This window comes from Pedobacter sp. L105 (genome assembly GCF_009765875.1).
Lineage (GTDB): Bacteria > Bacteroidota > Bacteroidia > Sphingobacteriales > Sphingobacteriaceae > Pedobacter.
In genome coordinates, this window is sequence record NZ_LMUP01000014.1 from 756,299 (window position 1) to 773,140 (window position 16,842).

Sequence of the window (16,842 nt, forward strand, 5' to 3'; positions counted from 1 at the left end):
GTTAAAATATTTTAAGATTGTTGTTGTTGCTGCTGGAAGGTAAGGACAATGAACTCTGCAGGGCGTACAATGGCCAGCATCACGGTGATACGCATAATTCCATCCAGTATATCATTAGGCGTCATGGTAGAGCCTAAGCCGATCTGTACGTTATAGGCTTGTTCTGGTGCCGCACCTGCCAATGCCCCCTGTTTCCACAGATTATAGAGAAAGTTATTGATCATACTGCTGATGGTTACCCAGGTACCGCCGTCATTGGCTTCAAATACATAAGCCCTGGTGGCCAGCTTCAAAGATTGCTCTATCATGATCAGTGTGCGCCTAACGTTGATATATCTCCAATCCTGACTGTTTCCATCTAACGTACGGGCACCCCAAACCAGCGTACCTATGCCAGGGAAAGGCCTGATTACATTGACTGATTTTCCGGAGATCACATCTACGTTTAGTTGCTGCTGTTCCTCATGTGATACGTTGATAGAAGGCTGGTTCACCATACTTACAGATACGTTAGCTGGCGATTTCCATACGCCCCTGGTGGTATCAATAAAAGTATAAATACCTGCAATCGCCGCACTTGGCGGCAGCTCATTCAGTTTTGCCCGGAGTTCTTCCAGAATACTGTTATAGGTTAAGCTGGCTGCTTTTAAGGATTGGTGGTAATTCTTTTTAGACGTAAGGGTGATTTCTGCTGGTGTCAGCAGTTTAAATCTTTTCACTATTTCCTGTGCAAGTGGTTCTGGTAAAATGGTTTCCAGTTCTACGGTCGGATCCAGGTTTTCATAATCTAATTCGTTGGCCATCACCACCGATGTTTTCAGGTATGGATAATAGGCCGCACCATAATTCAGGGCATTGATCCCGATCAGGTCGCGAAATTCCGTAATCTCTTCTTCGATGGTCCTGCCCGGTGCATGAAAAACATCAAACAGGCCAAAGCGGCTTTGCATTTTACTGCAATGCAAGAGTACCTGCTGATAGATGGAATAGGCTTCAGCACCTTTTGCAATTATATCTGGCAGTACAATTAAAGTTGGCTCATATTCTTTTTCCAGGATAGTGAAAACGTTAGGTTTGGTGTCACTGCCAAGAAAATCATCAAAAGCAATTTCAAAGCCCTCGGGTTTATCGCCATACGTTCCTACAGAAAGTATGTAACAGGCGCTGCCGCCGTTGTAATAGAAAAGGCGGATCGCATTGTAAAGCAGCGCTGTATGATCGGGATTGATCTCTACTACCATCTCTTTGTCGCCCACCATAAAAGTTTCTTTTCCTGGTGCAGTTGCTGCATCGGCAAGGGTGAACTGTGATTTAAAACCTGCGCCAAAATATTCTACGAACACTGCCAGCGAGGTTACGCGTGTAGGTTTGTGCAGCAGCGGTTTTCCGTTGAGTTCTGCTTTTTCTGTGTAGCCAATAAAAACCGGTACTGCAGTTTCAACGGCGACGGCGGATCCTGGGAAAGCGTTTTTTTCCTCTATGTATACGCCGGGGGTCATTAATGTTGTTGCCATAATTCTTGATTTATTTAGTGGTTCATAATTGAATAGGAGCGGTGTTAAATGAAGATATAGGATACATCCTTTTCCTTATACTCTTCGGTAGTTTTAAGTGATGACAGATGGCGCCTATCCGGACCCGGGAGCGCAGGTAGCACGACTTTATAACTTTGGTTATCGGTGTTATAATCCTCTACCAGCTGACAAGTACCTGCCGGTCGTTCCTTTTGCAATACGGCCGCTGTAGAAAAAAAAGCCGATGCTGTTGTATTGGCAGTTAGTTGTATCGGTATTGGGCCTTTAAATACTTCTTTTGTTTCTTTACGCACAATTGCGGGATGGGCCAGCTCCTGCAAATAAGCGGTGGTGATTACATAACACCAGTACGTAGCGGCGCTGGCAAAAGAGATGACAAAAGTTTCTTCCAGGTTTTTGTGCAGTTTGATGGCAATCATCCCGAATGGTTTTACAAAAAGATCAGGATCTTTGGTGTCTACAGGTCTCAGATCTCCCTTACCGACAAAAGCTCCAATCTGTAAGCTTTCTTTCACATCGGCTGAAGGACTGCTATCACTTTTACTGTTACTGAAGAAAAAGTAATTCCCGGAGATGTCTGAGCTGCAATCAGCTGTGTAATTGAAAAAGTTAGTATCATTGTTCATCACTATAAACTTTAAAACCTCTCCATTTTCAAAAAATCCTGATCTCGACCTGTTGTTTCCATGCGCCAGTGTGTCGTACAACACATGAAACCCCTGTTGAAACGTTTTTATCATAGCGCCCATGTTTCTTAATTTTAGTGCTGTTTTGGCCGTTGGCGTAACCACGAACGACTTCAGGTCGCCATCTGAAAAAAACTGATGTTTAAAAAAAATACTAAAGGCGATATGGTATTGCTGTGTCATCATTTAAGTAGATTATCTGCTGTTATGCCTGAAACTACTGGCCGGTATTCCTGTACTTTATTGGAATCGTAAATGATCATCCGTACTTTATAAAAAACAGAAGGCATATACTTTGCACCTAGTGTAGACCATATATTGCTGAGCCTTTCGGGCTCAAAAGATTCCAGCTCAAAAACCAGTTTATCAATCGAATCGTCAAGTCGCGGGGTATTGGTATGGTCGAATACATTTTTTTCCTGCAGAAAGCCAATCACAAAAGACAGGAACCGCAGGGCTTCACCATAATTACTGGCAGAAAAATAACAGGACACCATCAGGTATAATTGAATGCAGATTGGACGTCCAGCATTTCCGGTGATGGCGGCCCCAGTGGGTGTTTCCCTTTTCATATTTACATCACGAACGATATTGATCAGCGTAATTAAAATCTTGTTTTCACCCTGTATGGCAATGCTGCCATCCTGGTTTACAATCGCAGACACCATCACCTTGTCTTCATTTATTTTAAGTCTGCTTCTGAAAAAAATATTCATCTCTTCTGCCAGGCAGGTCAAACATTCGTAGATCATATCAAAAATTAATTCGGGACAACAATTTCATTGCTGATCAAAACTATCCAATATAACTGTGGCTGGTCATGGTAGAAATACCTGTATTAAAAATCAGGTAATTCTACCTGATTTTATGCTGTGTAATAAGGTCAAATTAGCATTGTAATTAAAGACTGGTATGATGCCCCGTAAAATTTACCTATGAAGAGCTTAGGCCTAAACATACTCTTATTTTTGTTGTTGATTTTATTTGTCCGAAGCAGTTATCTGGACAGGGTAAGCCCATCTTTTAAAGGGCAGCCAACGGGATACCCTACAGACTACACTTTAAGTGGAAATCATGTGTTAAGTGCAAATAACGAGATCAGTAAAAAGTTTCCCCCGACTATAAATCCCGGCTTAACTGTAAATCAACAGGAAGATCCTAAAAAAAAAACAGGGGATCAAACAACCAATCCACCTCCAAAAGTTAAAAAAGATAACCTCTGGCAGGCCCTGCTTAAATTCCTGAAATTAAAAAAGAATGCAAATAAAAAACTGGATATAAAGGTACTTGCTGCGATACAGAAATTGGGCTTAAAAGATTCCATTGCCGCTACCGCGCAAAACGTACGTTTTATGGTTGCAGAATTAAAGAAAAAGAAATACCAGGACCTGGATTCTTTACAAGCTGTTTTATCCATGGTGGTAAAAAAACAGCAGGAAGAAGATATAGCTAAAAGCGAAGTTTTGCCAGCCGGTTCAGTTAGCCCTTCTCCTGTAGATCTCGCCGCACTGACTAACCAGCTTATTCCTTTAATGGACCAGAAAATTGGGGAGGAAAAGTATAATAAAGAAAAGAATGAAAAATTAAGGATCATTAACCGTGTTAAAAACGCAGACCCAAAAACCATTTATGAAGTTAAGGTATCAGACAGCGTAGTTAGAAAATACACGCTAAAATTAAAGAATAAGGCAGAAGTGTATGGCTTTTTTGATGCCGCCTATCCGGCTGGTGCCGACGCTTTTTTTAACGCCGCAACGTCATTGATTTATTACGCAATTCCGGTAAATGAAACTACAGGTAATTTTGATCAGTTAAACCACTGGGATACCTCTCCGGTGATCGACAAGGCAGAAAAGAAAGGTACGAAGGTGTATTTCACGTTATTGATTGCCAATAAAGCAAAAAATTCTGCCCTGCTCTATAATCTGCCCGCCCAAAAAAGATGTATCGGCACCGTAGTGGAGCTGCTGAAAAAACGCAGGGCCAGTGGCGTGAACATCAGTTTTAAATACTTATCCGTAAAAGATAAACCACGTTTCTCTGAGTTTGTAGGTCTTATTCATCAGGCTTTGCAGGCAGCAGACTCATCCTATAAAATATTAATTACCCTGCCCCGTACAAACTTTGACGGGGCTTATGAGCTGGAAGAACTGAATAAATATACAGACCGGTTTTTTATAGATTTCGCAACCAATACCGCGCGTGCCGGCGCTGCTTTAGCGCCGCTAACTGGAAAAGGCCATGAGACTATTGATGCTTCTTTTACCTGGTATTCGGCACATGGTATTACTGCTGATAAATTAGTCGTTATTCTTCCATATAGGGGTGCCAACTGTTATACCGATCCCATTATGCCGTCAGCGGATTACTTTGCCGGATATCTGCCTTTTACGGAGATCCAGCGTATGACCCAGAGTAGGGTGAATTATAGCGAGGAAAACCAGAGTGCGTACATCGATACCGTTTATCACGATCTTCGCAGCTACCGGATCTGGTTTGATAACGAGATGACCCTGTCAAAGAAGTACGATTATATATTGAAAAATAATGTTGGCGGCGTTGGGTTATATTATATCAATTATGATGATCCTTTTAATGCGCTGAATGATGAGCTAGTGTATAAGTTTACAGAGGTAGATACCACTTATCTAAAACCTGTTAATGTAAGTATACCCGAATTGTCTTTTCTTCAAAAACTAAAAAGACACGCTATTCTCTGGAATTTTATTTTACAAAACCCATGTGCCACCTGTTTTGAAAATTCGGCGACGGCAACTGGTGGAAATGCAATGATCCGCACATATCTCAAGGATTTGAAAATATATGCGCTGATCAAAATACAAAAGTCAAAAGTTAAAAGAGCCCGGAGAAACAATAGCGTAAAATCGGATGATGTTAGGGTGAACGACGTGTTTAATTATATGAATCAGGAGCTGAATACTGTTTTGAAATATACCAGCCTGCTTTTTTTATTTTTTGCCTTTTGCTTTATTGCATTTTATATCTGGGGGATCAGGTTTTACGGGGGCGACTGGCCCTATAGAAAAGTAGTTGCAGGCACGCTGGTGGTGATCATTTCCCTTTTTGTCCTTTTCGGGTTTACCTTTTGTTTTACCAGTGATTTGATACCACTATTTGGCGTTTCGGCACTTTCTTCGAATAGTCTTGATTGTGTGACAGATCCAAAATGTATTAATATCCCTTTTAACACACTGCTGCTGATTATTTTCATCAGCATCTTATTGGGTTTTTTGATCTTCAGGTATTTAATTACGCCCTTAATTAAAAGGGATGATTTACCATAATTTTTTACCGTTGCACTTTTAAATTGTCGTAAAAGCGATATCTGTTTTTATATATTTATTACCATTAATCTTTATTTTTATGCATTATAAGAGCCCCGATAAAAGCAATGAAACCTCTTCCAGGGTGCCTGACGAGCAAAATCATGGCATCAGTTTGCCTGCTGTGAGCCAATTGCAACAAAATAATACTGGCTTACCCGACCAGCTAAAATCGGGCGTTGAAAATATGTCGGGTATAAGTATGGATGATGTAAAGGTGCATTACAATTCAGATAAACCGGCACAATTACAGGCGCTTGCTTATGCACAGGGAACAGATATTCATGTGGGCCCCGGACAGAAAAAACACCTGCCACACGAAGCCTGGCATATAGTACAGCAAAAGCAGGGACGCGTGCAGGCTACCAGACAGATGAAGGGCGGGGTGCCGGTTAATGATGATAAAGGACTGGAGCAGGAGGCAGATGTGATGGGAGCGATGGCATCATCATCTGCCGTAGCCGGTTTTAGAGAAAATTCCAATTTGCCAGGTAACAACCATGAGGAATCGTTTCTGATGCAATTTGTAAAAGGGTTAAAGGCGAAGCAAAAAGCAAAAATTACAGAAGGGCCTCATGAAGGTATGATCGGTGAAATTTTAGATGTTCTGGAAAATGGCTATATGATCGAAATAGTTGACACTCCTATTTATTTTGAGGACCGTATTGTAGTTCCAATAGATGAAGAGAATGCCGGACAGTGGATTGCAGATGAGGATCCCTTTTTCATGGGCTTTGATGATGAAGATGAAAAAGAGGTTTTAGGACCTAAAGTAAAGATGGAAAATAAACCTTCGAAAAAGAAAAAAACCAAAGATGAAAAAATTGAGGCAACAATTGAATCATACAAGAAGCTGATTAAGTTATTTGAGCAGCAGGAAGAGCAAATAACAACGGCAGAACAGTTTGCAAAATTATTCAGACAATCGGGCTTAAACGGTTCTCTGCATATTGATGAAAATACTCTCTTGCGTACTCCTGGCGGAAGACGAGAGATCATAGATACGCTAATTGCCGCTGTCCACGACTGGGCCCAGTTAAATCCAAATAATAACAACGAGGAAGTTGATGAAGGAAAACGCGAGACGCTTAAAAAGGCTTTACTTGCAGGCGGGTGTGAAGCAGCAAAGACCAGCATCATTGCCGAAGCCCTTGGAAAAAATCGATCTGCCCTGAACGAAGCAGAGCATAGCCCCCAGGAACCAGTCATTGTAAATCTTCACTTAGTGGAAGCCAAGCTCCATCATTTTTACCGGATCTTTTGTAAGAATTATGCAGAAAATGCCGATGACAGCAACATGGAGCAATTTCAAATTACCTTCCAGGCATTTTCAACAGCGTGGCTTGCCCTGCATTTCCTGAAGAAGGTTGCTGATAACCCAGAATCTCTAAAAACAGATCCGAGTGCACGTGAGACTTACAATAGGGTTTTAAGATTAGTTGCTAATTTACAGGGTGAAATTACAAGGCAAAATCTAATTGCTTTTGAGGGTTATGGCGAGGTCATGGCGGAAATAGCGCCAGGAGCTTTCAAAGCCGCAAGCCTTGAATTTTTACCAGATATTTATCCCGATTTTGAAGAGAATCTATACGTAGGTGAAAATCCATACAAAAAGACAACTAAAGAGGAGGACAAATAGTGACCTTAATGGATGTTACCACGTTGAAAATGAAAACAAACATTTTACAATAATATTGTGATAGCTATAAATAACGGATTTATTATTTTATATATTCGTTCCTTTAGTAACAGATAGGGCAATTGGGACGTTACAGCGAATTCACAGACATCGAATTAGTTTATTTATTGAAGGATAATGACTATATCGCTTATACCGAAATATACAATAGGTATAGCGGTGTTTTATATTCTCATGCCTATAATAAACTAAGAAACCGGGAAGAAGCCAAAGATATTTTACAGGAACTTTTTACGTCTATCTGGAATAACCGTTTGGTTTTAGAGTTTAACACCAGTTTTTCCGGGTATTTATATACCGCCATACGCAATAGGATCTTAAACCACTTTGCAAAAAAGAAAAACGAGGAAAAATATATGGTTTCTATCCAGGAAACCATTAAGCATACCCAAAGTATTACTGATCATCTGATCAGGCAGAAGCAACTTGCCGCAATAATTGAGAGTGAAATTGATGCACTTCCTCCAAAAATGAGGGAAATATTTTTGATGAGCAGAAAATTGAATTTAAGTCACAGAGAAATTGGAGAAAAGTTGGGTATTGCCGAATCAACAGTGAAAAAGCAAATTAATAATGCTCTTAGGGTGCTACGTGCAAGACTTGGATTGTTTTCTTTCCTTATTTTTTTGATAAAACTTTGATTTATCTGCCCAGAGTTATATTAATGTTAAATTTATTTTAATTCCGTCTACTCCCAACGTGCTTTTTGACTGTCTCTACTGTAAATAAGGGGAAATTATTCCTGATTTTATGGAAAAAGATCAAATAAAGTTGGTGTTTCAAAAGTTTAATGATGGTATTGCCACTGAAGATGAAGTGGCATTACTTGAGAGCTGGTACTTGAAATACAATGAGGAACCAGCTAACAGGTTGACTCCGGAGTACATTGAGCAAGACATTATGGAAGTTTATCATTTACTTCCAAAGCCGGCAAAAACTATTTCTTTGTGGCCACGTATTGTCGCTGCAGCATCTGTTGTTTTAGTGTTATCCCTGGGATTTTATGTATTTCATCATCAGCAGGCCGACAAGGAGTTGTTTGCGCAAAATAAACTTCACGATCTGGCACCCGGTGGTAACAAGGCAGTGCTCACATTAGCCAATGGGAAACAAATTGTATTAACGAATGTAAGTAACGGCAATATTGCAACACAAGGCGGTACCATTATTAGCAAAACTGCAGACGGTGAATTAGTTTATCACTCTTCGAAAGAGAAAAACGGTTTACCTGAAGAATCAGCACTTAATACGATCACTACACCCAGAGGAGGTCAGTATCACCTGATCCTGTCAGACGGTACACAGGTTTGGTTAAATGCTGCTTCATCTATAAAATATCCTGCAGTATTTAGGGGCACAGAACGCAGGGTAGAAATTACCGGCGAGGCATACTTTGAAGTAGTTTACAATAAAAATCAACCATTTAAAGTATTATCGGGAAGCCAGACAACTGAAGACCTGGGCACTCACTTTAATATTAATGCTTATGATGATGAACAAACTGTTAAAACAACCTTAGTAGAAGGAAGTGTAAAGGTGCTGAATGGTGCAAACAATACCATACTAAAACCAGGTCAGCAATCATCGGTGGGCACACATGGGATAAATGTACTAACAGTAAATACCCAGGAGGCTATCGCCTGGAAAAATGGCTTTTTTCTTTTCAAAAATGCAGACTTGCAAACAATTATGCGTCAGCTTTCGCGCTGGTATGACGTTGATATCAGTTATGAAGGAAAGATACCCGAGCACTTATTTACCGGCGATATGCATAGGAATTTAAAGGCTTCAGAGTTATTGGAACTACTCAGTTTCTATAAAGTGCATTTTAAAATTGAAGGCAGAAAAATCATTGTCAACGAATAAACACAAGAACCAATAATTTATTTAACCTAACAAACAACCATGATGAAGAAAATTCTACAACAGAAGGGCTAGCGGCTCAAAAAGGGCGAAAGAAAAAAAACGTGACTGTGTTGACAGCACAGCCACGGTAAACGTTTGGATTAACCCATTTTCCTGCCTGGTGGCAGGGAATAAAAACCATTTGCAAAATCGATTCTATTATTAACCCAGACATACAAATGTAATGAATTTTGTTACTACAACATTGCGCGCGCAATATTGCGGGCCAATACCCCTAAAAAAAATATTATTGGTTATGAAGCTTACTACACTTTTGCTTTTCTTAACCCTGGTACAAGTAAGTGCCAAAGGATATAGCCAGGTTACCCTTCATGAGAAAAATGCCTCCTTTGAGAAGGTAATTCTACTCCTGAAGAAACAATCAGGTTATGCGATCTTGTATGATCAAAACGTGAAAACAGGACCAATTAGTATTGATGTAAACAACGTAAGTATACAAAAAGCGCTGGATAGATGTTTTTTGAACCAGCCGGTGACCTATGAAATTGTAGGGAATAACATTTTGATAAAGGAAAAAGAGGTGTCTTTTATTGACAGGCTTAAAAGTGTGCTGACCAATCGTGTGATTCACGGTTTAGTAGCTGATGAGAGTGGACATCCTTTGCCCCGTATCACAGTTAGAGAAAAAGGTAATCCCAATAACATCGCTAGCACAGATGAGAAAGGCTTTTTTAGTATCACTGTAGCCGATAAGTCGGTGCTTATTTTCTCGGGTGTAGGTTTACAGACTACAGAAATAGCAACCAACGACTTTAAAAACCAATCGGTAATTGTCATGAAGCTTTCCACTACCAATTTAAGCGAGGTAGTAGTAGGGAAGGGTTACTATAATGAAACCAAAGAATTGTCTACCGGTAACTCTACACGTATTTCATCAAAAGACCTGGAAACACAGCCGGTGGAAAACCCTTTGCAGGCCCTGGAAGGACGTGTACCCGGAATGGTAGTTAGCCAGACAACCGGTGTGCCCGGAGGGACGCTGAACGTGGAAATAAGAGGGCGTTCAAACTTTGATAAAAACATCAGTTCTGATCAGCCGCTGATTATATTGGACGGCGTGCCTATGGCTGCTGGCAATAATAAAATGAACCTTGTAGGCGCCCCTTTTGGATCGGTTCCAAATGCCGGTCTTAGTGCACTTGCGGGAATTAACCCATTGGATATTGCCTCTATAGATGTACTTAAAGATGCAGATGCGACAGCTATATACGGAAGTCGTGGTGCAAATGGTGTTATTGTGATCACCACTAAAAAAGGTAAAGCCGGTAAAACCAAACTAGATGCCAATGTCACCTCTGGCGTTAGTGTGGTTTCGAGCTTGCCTCAAATGCTGAATACACAGCAGTACGTGGCGATGAGAAATCAGGCTTTTACCAATGATAAAATTACTAAAACTACTTCCAATGCTTACGATTTAATGTTATGGGATACTACCCGCTACACTAATATCCCTAAATTACTGGAAGGTAATACTGCACATACTTATGATGCCGGGCTTACCTTTTCCGGAGGAAATAAAAATGTACAATATCGTTTAGGGGGTAATTTTCACAAAGAAGGAACGGTTTGGCCCGGAAGTGAGTCCAGCCAGCGCGCCTCCTTAAGTTTTAATATTCACAGCATTTCAGATGATCAGAAGTTTACCATGGACTTCTCTGGCATGTATTCGATGCTTACCAGTGATCTGTTACAGATTGACCTCGGCCAGGCCATTTCGCTACCTCCTAATTTTAAGTTTTATAATGCAGATGGGAGCCTGGCCTGGAATGAGGGTAATGTGTATGAAGCAAAAAATAATCCTTTGGCTGCCCTTAATCAGACCTATAATTCAAGCATGGCCAGTTTAAATGGCAACATGCTGTTAAGTTATAGTATATTAAAGAACCTGACCGTTAGAAGTAGCTTCGGCTATAACGCTTCCAACAATAATGAGAAAGATATCACCCCAATCTCTTCCCTTAACCCGTTGATGACTAACCTTAATGGTAGTGCTTATACCAAATATGGGACCAATCAGCTGAATAATTGGATTATTGAACCCCAGGTGGAGTACACTCATCATATCAGCAAAGGCAAATTAGATATATTGGTGGGAGGGACATTAAGTCAACGAAATAACACGGCCTTACAGGCCTCCGCAAGCGGTTATACCAGTGATGCGTTAATCAACAACCTGCAAAGTGGTACTACCTCATCTATCACCGCCAGCAATAGTTATATAGATTACAAATACGAAGCTGTTTTTGGCAGGGTAAATTACAACTGGGAGGATAAGTATGTGGTCAATTTTACCGGAAGAAGAGATGGATCAAGCAGGTTTGGCCCGAATGCCAGGTTCGCTAATTTTGGTGCCGTGGGAGGAGCCTGGGTATTTACCAATGAAAGCTGGCTTAAGGATAACAATATATTAAGTTTTGGTAAATTAAGAGGAAGTTATGGTGTGACGGGAAATGATCAGATCGGTGACTATACCTATCTCGATGCCTGGGTATCTAATCCCAACTATGCGAGCGGTGCTACCCTGGTAGCGTCAAAACTGTATAACCCAAATTTACATTGGGAGCGCGATTCCAAATCGGAAATTGCTGTTGAACTGGGTTTCCTTAAAGACCGCATTATGTTTTCGGCCTCAGCCTATTCAAATATTACTTCAGATCCATTAGTATCTTATCCTTTATCATCTATAACGGGTTTTACCAGTATTGTAGAAAATGAAGATGGTGTAAGGATACAGAATAAAGGTCTGGAGATCACCTTAACTACCAGGAATATTGCAAATGGTTCATTTAAGTGGACTACAGATTTTAACATCACTACCCCAAAAAATGTATTGCTGGCGTATCCTAACCTGGCCACTTCCAGTTATGCGAATTCATACGCTATCGGCCAATCCCTCACAAGGAAAAATGCTGCTCAGTATGTAGGTGTAGATCCCACTACTGGTCTGTATACTGTTAAAGATGTAAATGGCGACGGGGTGGTCAATTCTAAAGATTATGCAGCATCTTTTAATCTTGATCCTAAGTTTTATGGAGGCCTTAACAATACCTTCAGCTACCACAAATTTACATTTAGCTTTTTTCTTCAGTATGATAAACAGATGGGCACTGATTGGCGTATATCCAATTTATACAATCCACCAGGGGGATTATATAATGAACCTGTTCCGGTACTTTCAGCCTGGACAACACCAGGGCAGAATACTAACGTGCAGAAATATACTACGCAGCTGGGATCTATTACGGGCACCTCAGGATTTTATCCGGCAGCATTTTCTAATGCTTTTTATACAGATGTGTCCTATATCCGGCTTAAAAATGCTTTCTTTTCTTACGATTTACCTTCCAATTGGTTAAATGCCGTTCATGTAACTTCTTGCAGGATATACCTGCAGGGACAAAACCTATTTGTTATTTCGCCCTACAAAAGCGGGGACCCTGAAGTACAAAGTTATACAAGAGAAGCTCCTTTAAGGACTATCATCGCAGGATTACAGTTAACACTTTAATGGAAAAATTATGAAATTTCATACTCAATACCCGAAAATATATCTATCTATGCTGCTGCTCTGTATGTTTACGTCAGCGTGTAAAAAATTTGTGCAAGCCCCTGATCCAATCGCCCAGATTTCCGGTGATGCCGTGTTTTCCAGTGACGCTCAAGCGGAGTCTGCGCTACGCGGAGTATATACCACTATGGATCCTAGCAACACCTCTGCATTTGGCGGAACAATCCAGATTGGTCTGGGCCTTAGTGCAGATGAATTGGTAAATACTGCTACTACATCATCCTATAATTCTTTCTTTATTAATGCCATTCCTGCTAATGATAGTAATGACGGCTATATATGGTCATATCTATATGCTACTATTTACCAGGCAAATGCGGTAATTAACGGGATCCAGGCCTCTAGTGGAATTAGCGATGCGCGAAAAGTCCAGTTAATAGCCGAAGCTAAGTTTTTAAGGGGATTCAATTATTTTTACCTGGTGAATACTTTTGGTGATGTGCCCTTAACTACTTCTACAGATTATCAGGTCAATTCCAAGCTGAGCCGAAGCCCGGCTGCCCAAGTGTATAGTTTAATACAGCAGGATCTTAGTTATGCAAAAAGTAACCTTCCTGCTGCATATGTAAGTACTCCACGTTATCGTGCTAATAAATATGCTGCTGCTGCCATGCTGGCAAAGTATTACTTGTACCAGAACGATTATAAAAATGCTGAAACCCAGGCATCAGCTGTTATTGATAGTGCCGGTTTATATAGCCTGGTAACCACGTTAAATAATGTGTTTTTAACGAACAGCAACGAGGTTATTCTACAATTACAAAACATAGCCACCAATCTTTATACATGGGACGGTTATATGCTGAATTCTGCTACTCCCTCTTATCAGCTTACCAGTAATTTATACAATGCTTTTGAAGCGGGCGACCAAAGGAAGACAAGCTGGGTTAAAACTACTTCAGTTAAAGTAGCAGGAGTTTCAACAAATTACTATTCACCATATAAATATAAATTATCAAGCGGTACCGGCTCTTCATTTACAGAAGCCGTGGTAATGCTCAGGCTGTCTGAGCAATACCTCATCCGGGCGGAAGCGAGGGCCAAACAAGGAAATACTGCCGGTGCTATTGCAGATCTTGATGTGGTCCGTGCCCGGGCGATTGTTCCTTTTGCACCAACAAATCCAGGAACGGCACAGGCAGACTTGCTGGCACTAATTGCCCATGAACGTTATGTTGAACTGTTTGAGGAGTTCGGGAACAGATGGTATGACCTTAAACGAACCAACCAGGCCAATACCGTTCTGGGAACAAAACCAGGCTGGACATCAACCGACCAGTTGTTGCCCATTCCGGCAGCTGATATATTAACCGACTCTTATTTGATTCAAAATCCAGGTTATAATTAATTAAAATTAGAAAAACATGAAAATTAGAAGTTTAATGGCCGGCATTATTTGCCTGGCAGTGCCGGGTTATGCCCTGGCCCAAAGTGACACCTTTATAGTACATGGCAAAGTTAATACCACCCATAATGGTGAGATGATTCATGCAGTATACCGTAATGGCAAAGTACTGGTTCAGGATAGTACTGTTGTTAAAGATGGTAAATTTACCATTACCGGGAAATTATCTGCTCCTGATGAGGCTTACATTAGATTAGGTAAAAAACAACCGCCAAATTATGGTGATTTTTATCTGTCGCCCGGAGAAATAAATATTTCTGCTACAGATTCAATGAAGTATGCCACCGTAAGTGGTAATCAATTGGCCATAGACTATGCACGTTTACGAGCTACTCTGGAGCCAATAGCAAAAGAAAAATTGTCCTATACACTTAAATTTCTCGCTCTTCCGGTAGATCAGCGTAAAACCCCGGAAGCTAAAGAGCTAGCAGGGCAGGCACAGAAAAAGGGTATAGAAATGAATAATGCGATATTTGATTTTATTGCGAAAAATCCTCAATCCTATGTTTCATTGGATTATTTACAGAAGATTGCCGGCGCGGTAATCGATTACAGTCTGATTATGCCAAAATTTGAAAAGCTGTCTGATAACTTAAAGAATTCTGCGCTGGGTAAGGCCTTTCATGAAAAGATATTAGAAGCTAAAGTAACGGAGATTGGATCTGTTGCCAAGAGTTTTGAGTCGGTAACCCCAGATGGGAAAAAGCTGTCGCTGAAAGAAGTAGAAGTTCAGGGCAAGTATACCCTTATAGATTTCTGGGCTAGCTGGTGCGGTCCATGCCGTAAAGAAAACCCTAATGTGGTTAATGCTTACACCATGTATCACGATAAAGGCTTAAATATATTAAGTGTATCATTAGATACTAACCCTGAAAACTGGAAAGAGGCGATTGCCAAAGATGGTATGCCCTGGAACCATGTGTCTAGTTTACTTGGCTGGAAAGAGCCTGCGGCAGAGCTTTACGATGTTAAAGCCATTCCGCAAAATATTTTAGTTGATTCTAAAGGAGTAATTGTGGCGAAAAACCTGCGCGGTGAAGAGCTTTTAGAGAAGCTGAAAGAATTGTTGTAATTCAGTAGCTGGCTTAAAAAACCCTGTTAATCGTATGATTGGCAGGGTTTTTATATTATAACCCTTATTTAACCATAGAGGTTGATTTGACATTTGTTATCATATGATATTCCTTCTATCTTATTTATAAAGTAGCTTTGGTTATAGCAACATGTTTTAATAAGATATCATGGAAATAGGAATAGATAGTTTCGCATCGGCAATGTATGGCAGCAATGCACTTAGCGGTGTAGATGCAATGGAGCAGTTATTGGAAAGGATCTCATTGGCCGATGAAGCCGGGCTGGATGTTTACGGAATTGGTGAACATCATAAAAAAGAATTTTTAGACTCTGCACCTGCAGTGATTTTAGCTGCTGCAGCTGCCAAAACAAAACGTATACGGCTAACGAGCGCCGTGACGGTTTTAAGTACGTCCGATCCGGTGCGGGTGTACCAGAATTTTGCAACGTTAGACTTGATTTCCAAAGGTCGGGCAGAACTGGTGGTTGGCCGGGGATCTGCCATAGAATCCTATCCGCTGTTTGGATTTGATTTAAACGATTACGACGCCTTATTCAAAGAGAAACTGGATTTGCTGCTCCGTATCCGTGATCAGGAATTTGTTACCTGGTCGGGCAAATTTAGGCCCGCATTACAGCATCAGCCAGTCTATCCTAGATCATTACAAGAGAAATTGCCCGTTTGGCTTGGCGTAGGCGGAACACCTGAATCATTTGTAAGGGCGGGATCACTGGGACTGCCATTGATGGTTGCGATTATAGGCGGCGAAACGGAACGTTTCCGTCCTTTGGTTGATCTTTACCGTGAAGCGGGACGCAAAGCCGGGTTCAGTGCAGAACAACTAAAAGTTGGCCTGCATTCACCAGGTTATGTTGCTTCCAGTACCGATCAGGCTATTACGGAGTACTATCCAGGATATGCAGAACTGTGGACTAAAATGGGCAAGGAGCGCGGATGGCCACCAGTAACACGATCAAAATTTGATCAGCAGATGGGCCCGCGAGGTGTATTGGTTGTTGGCGGGCCAGAACAGGTAGCTGAAAAACTACTAAGGCACAGCGAGGTTTTAGGTGGCATTGACAGGTTCACTTTCCAAATGGATAATGCCGGGCTAAGCCACCAGCAATTGTTGCAGTCAATAGAACTTATTGGCACAAAAGTAATTCCGTTGCTTAAAAAAATGGGATAACATGACTAGAAATTAAAACAGCAAAACTTGATGTCACAAAATGTGACATCAAGTTTTGCTGTTTATAAAATGTCGGGTTTAAAACCTATTCTGGTTCTTGGCGGATTTGGGTTTTCTTGTTTTTCTATTAATTCGTCAAGATAACTAAACACAATTTCCATGTTCTTATCTTGATTATTTAGTTTGTCTTTTATTTTTTCAATATCTAACCTTAAATCTGTATTTTCAACTAACATTTGCCGTATACGAGTGAAAACGCGCATAATTTGAATATTCACAGCTATCGCCCTATCGCTGTTTAAAATACCTGACAGCATTGCGACACCCTGTTCTGTTTATGTAAGCTAAAAGATTATGTAAACTCTTTTCAAGAAGTGGCCTTATTGGCCATTTATGCTTGTGTTTTTTACATAAC

General features: G+C 40.7%; 11 protein-coding genes. 8 read left to right on the forward strand and 3 right to left on the reverse strand.

Features of this window, described 5'->3' with window-relative positions; genetic code table 11:
* Window positions 1-11 precede the first annotated feature (11 nt).
* Genes GSQ84_RS26435 through GSQ84_RS26445 form a run of 3 tightly spaced genes read right to left on the reverse strand, consistent with a single transcriptional unit; the run spans window position 12 to window position 2,973 of the window.
* Window positions 12-1,514 carry a phage tail sheath C-terminal domain-containing protein gene (locus tag GSQ84_RS26435; RefSeq protein ID WP_158800360.1) on the reverse strand — a complete coding sequence of 501 codons (1,503 nt, stop codon included), beginning with the start codon at window positions 1,512-1,514 and terminating at the stop codon, window positions 12-14.
* Between the two features lie 44 nt (window positions 1,515-1,558).
* Window positions 1,559-2,407 carry a hypothetical protein gene (locus GSQ84_RS26440; RefSeq protein WP_158800361.1) on the reverse strand — a complete coding sequence of 283 codons (849 nt, stop codon included), beginning with the start codon at window positions 2,405-2,407 and terminating at the stop codon, window positions 1,559-1,561.
* Entirely contained in the window at window positions 2,404-2,973 is a 570-nt protein-coding gene (locus tag GSQ84_RS26445; RefSeq protein WP_158800362.1) for a DUF4255 domain-containing protein, read from the reverse strand. Before GSQ84_RS26445 ends, GSQ84_RS26440 begins: the two co-directional genes overlap by 4 nt.
* Window positions 2,974-3,156: 183 nt before the next feature.
* Between GSQ84_RS26445 and GSQ84_RS26450 the strand changes: the two genes are divergently transcribed.
* From GSQ84_RS26450 to GSQ84_RS26485, 8 genes are all read left to right on the forward strand, one after another.
* Window positions 3,157-5,526: a glycoside hydrolase family 18 protein gene (locus GSQ84_RS26450; protein ID WP_158800363.1), complete on the forward strand. Its 2,370-nt coding sequence runs from the start codon at window positions 3,157-3,159 to the stop codon at window positions 5,524-5,526.
* 79 nt (window positions 5,527-5,605) lie between these two features.
* A complete protein-coding gene (locus GSQ84_RS26455; protein WP_158800364.1) occupies window positions 5,606-7,204 on the forward strand; it encodes a DUF4157 domain-containing protein in 1,599 nt (532 codons plus the stop codon).
* A gap of 122 nt (window positions 7,205-7,326) precedes the next feature.
* Window positions 7,327-7,905: an RNA polymerase sigma factor gene (locus tag GSQ84_RS26460; protein ID WP_158800365.1), complete on the forward strand. Its 579-nt coding sequence runs from the start codon at window positions 7,327-7,329 to the stop codon at window positions 7,903-7,905.
* 109 nt (window positions 7,906-8,014) lie between these two features.
* On the forward strand, window positions 8,015-9,130 hold the full coding sequence (locus tag GSQ84_RS26465) for a FecR family protein (protein ID WP_158800366.1): 1,116 nt from the start codon (window positions 8,015-8,017) through the stop codon (window positions 9,128-9,130).
* A gap of 295 nt (window positions 9,131-9,425) precedes the next feature.
* On the forward strand, window positions 9,426-12,698 hold the full coding sequence (locus GSQ84_RS26470) for a SusC/RagA family TonB-linked outer membrane protein (RefSeq protein WP_158800367.1): 3,273 nt from the start codon (window positions 9,426-9,428) through the stop codon (window positions 12,696-12,698).
* A 10-nt stretch (window positions 12,699-12,708) separates the two neighbouring features.
* Complete coding sequence (locus tag GSQ84_RS26475; protein WP_158800368.1) at window positions 12,709-14,106, forward strand: RagB/SusD family nutrient uptake outer membrane protein; 1,398 nt, start codon at window positions 12,709-12,711, stop codon at window positions 14,104-14,106.
* 16 nt (window positions 14,107-14,122) lie between these two features.
* On the forward strand, window positions 14,123-15,235 hold the full coding sequence (locus GSQ84_RS26480; protein ID WP_158800369.1) for a TlpA disulfide reductase family protein: 1,113 nt from the start codon (window positions 14,123-14,125) through the stop codon (window positions 15,233-15,235).
* Window positions 15,236-15,404: 169 nt separating this feature from the next.
* Entirely contained in the window at window positions 15,405-16,427 is a 1,023-nt protein-coding gene (locus tag GSQ84_RS26485) for an LLM class flavin-dependent oxidoreductase (RefSeq protein WP_158800370.1), read from the forward strand.
* Window positions 16,428-16,842: the final 415 nt, after the last annotated feature.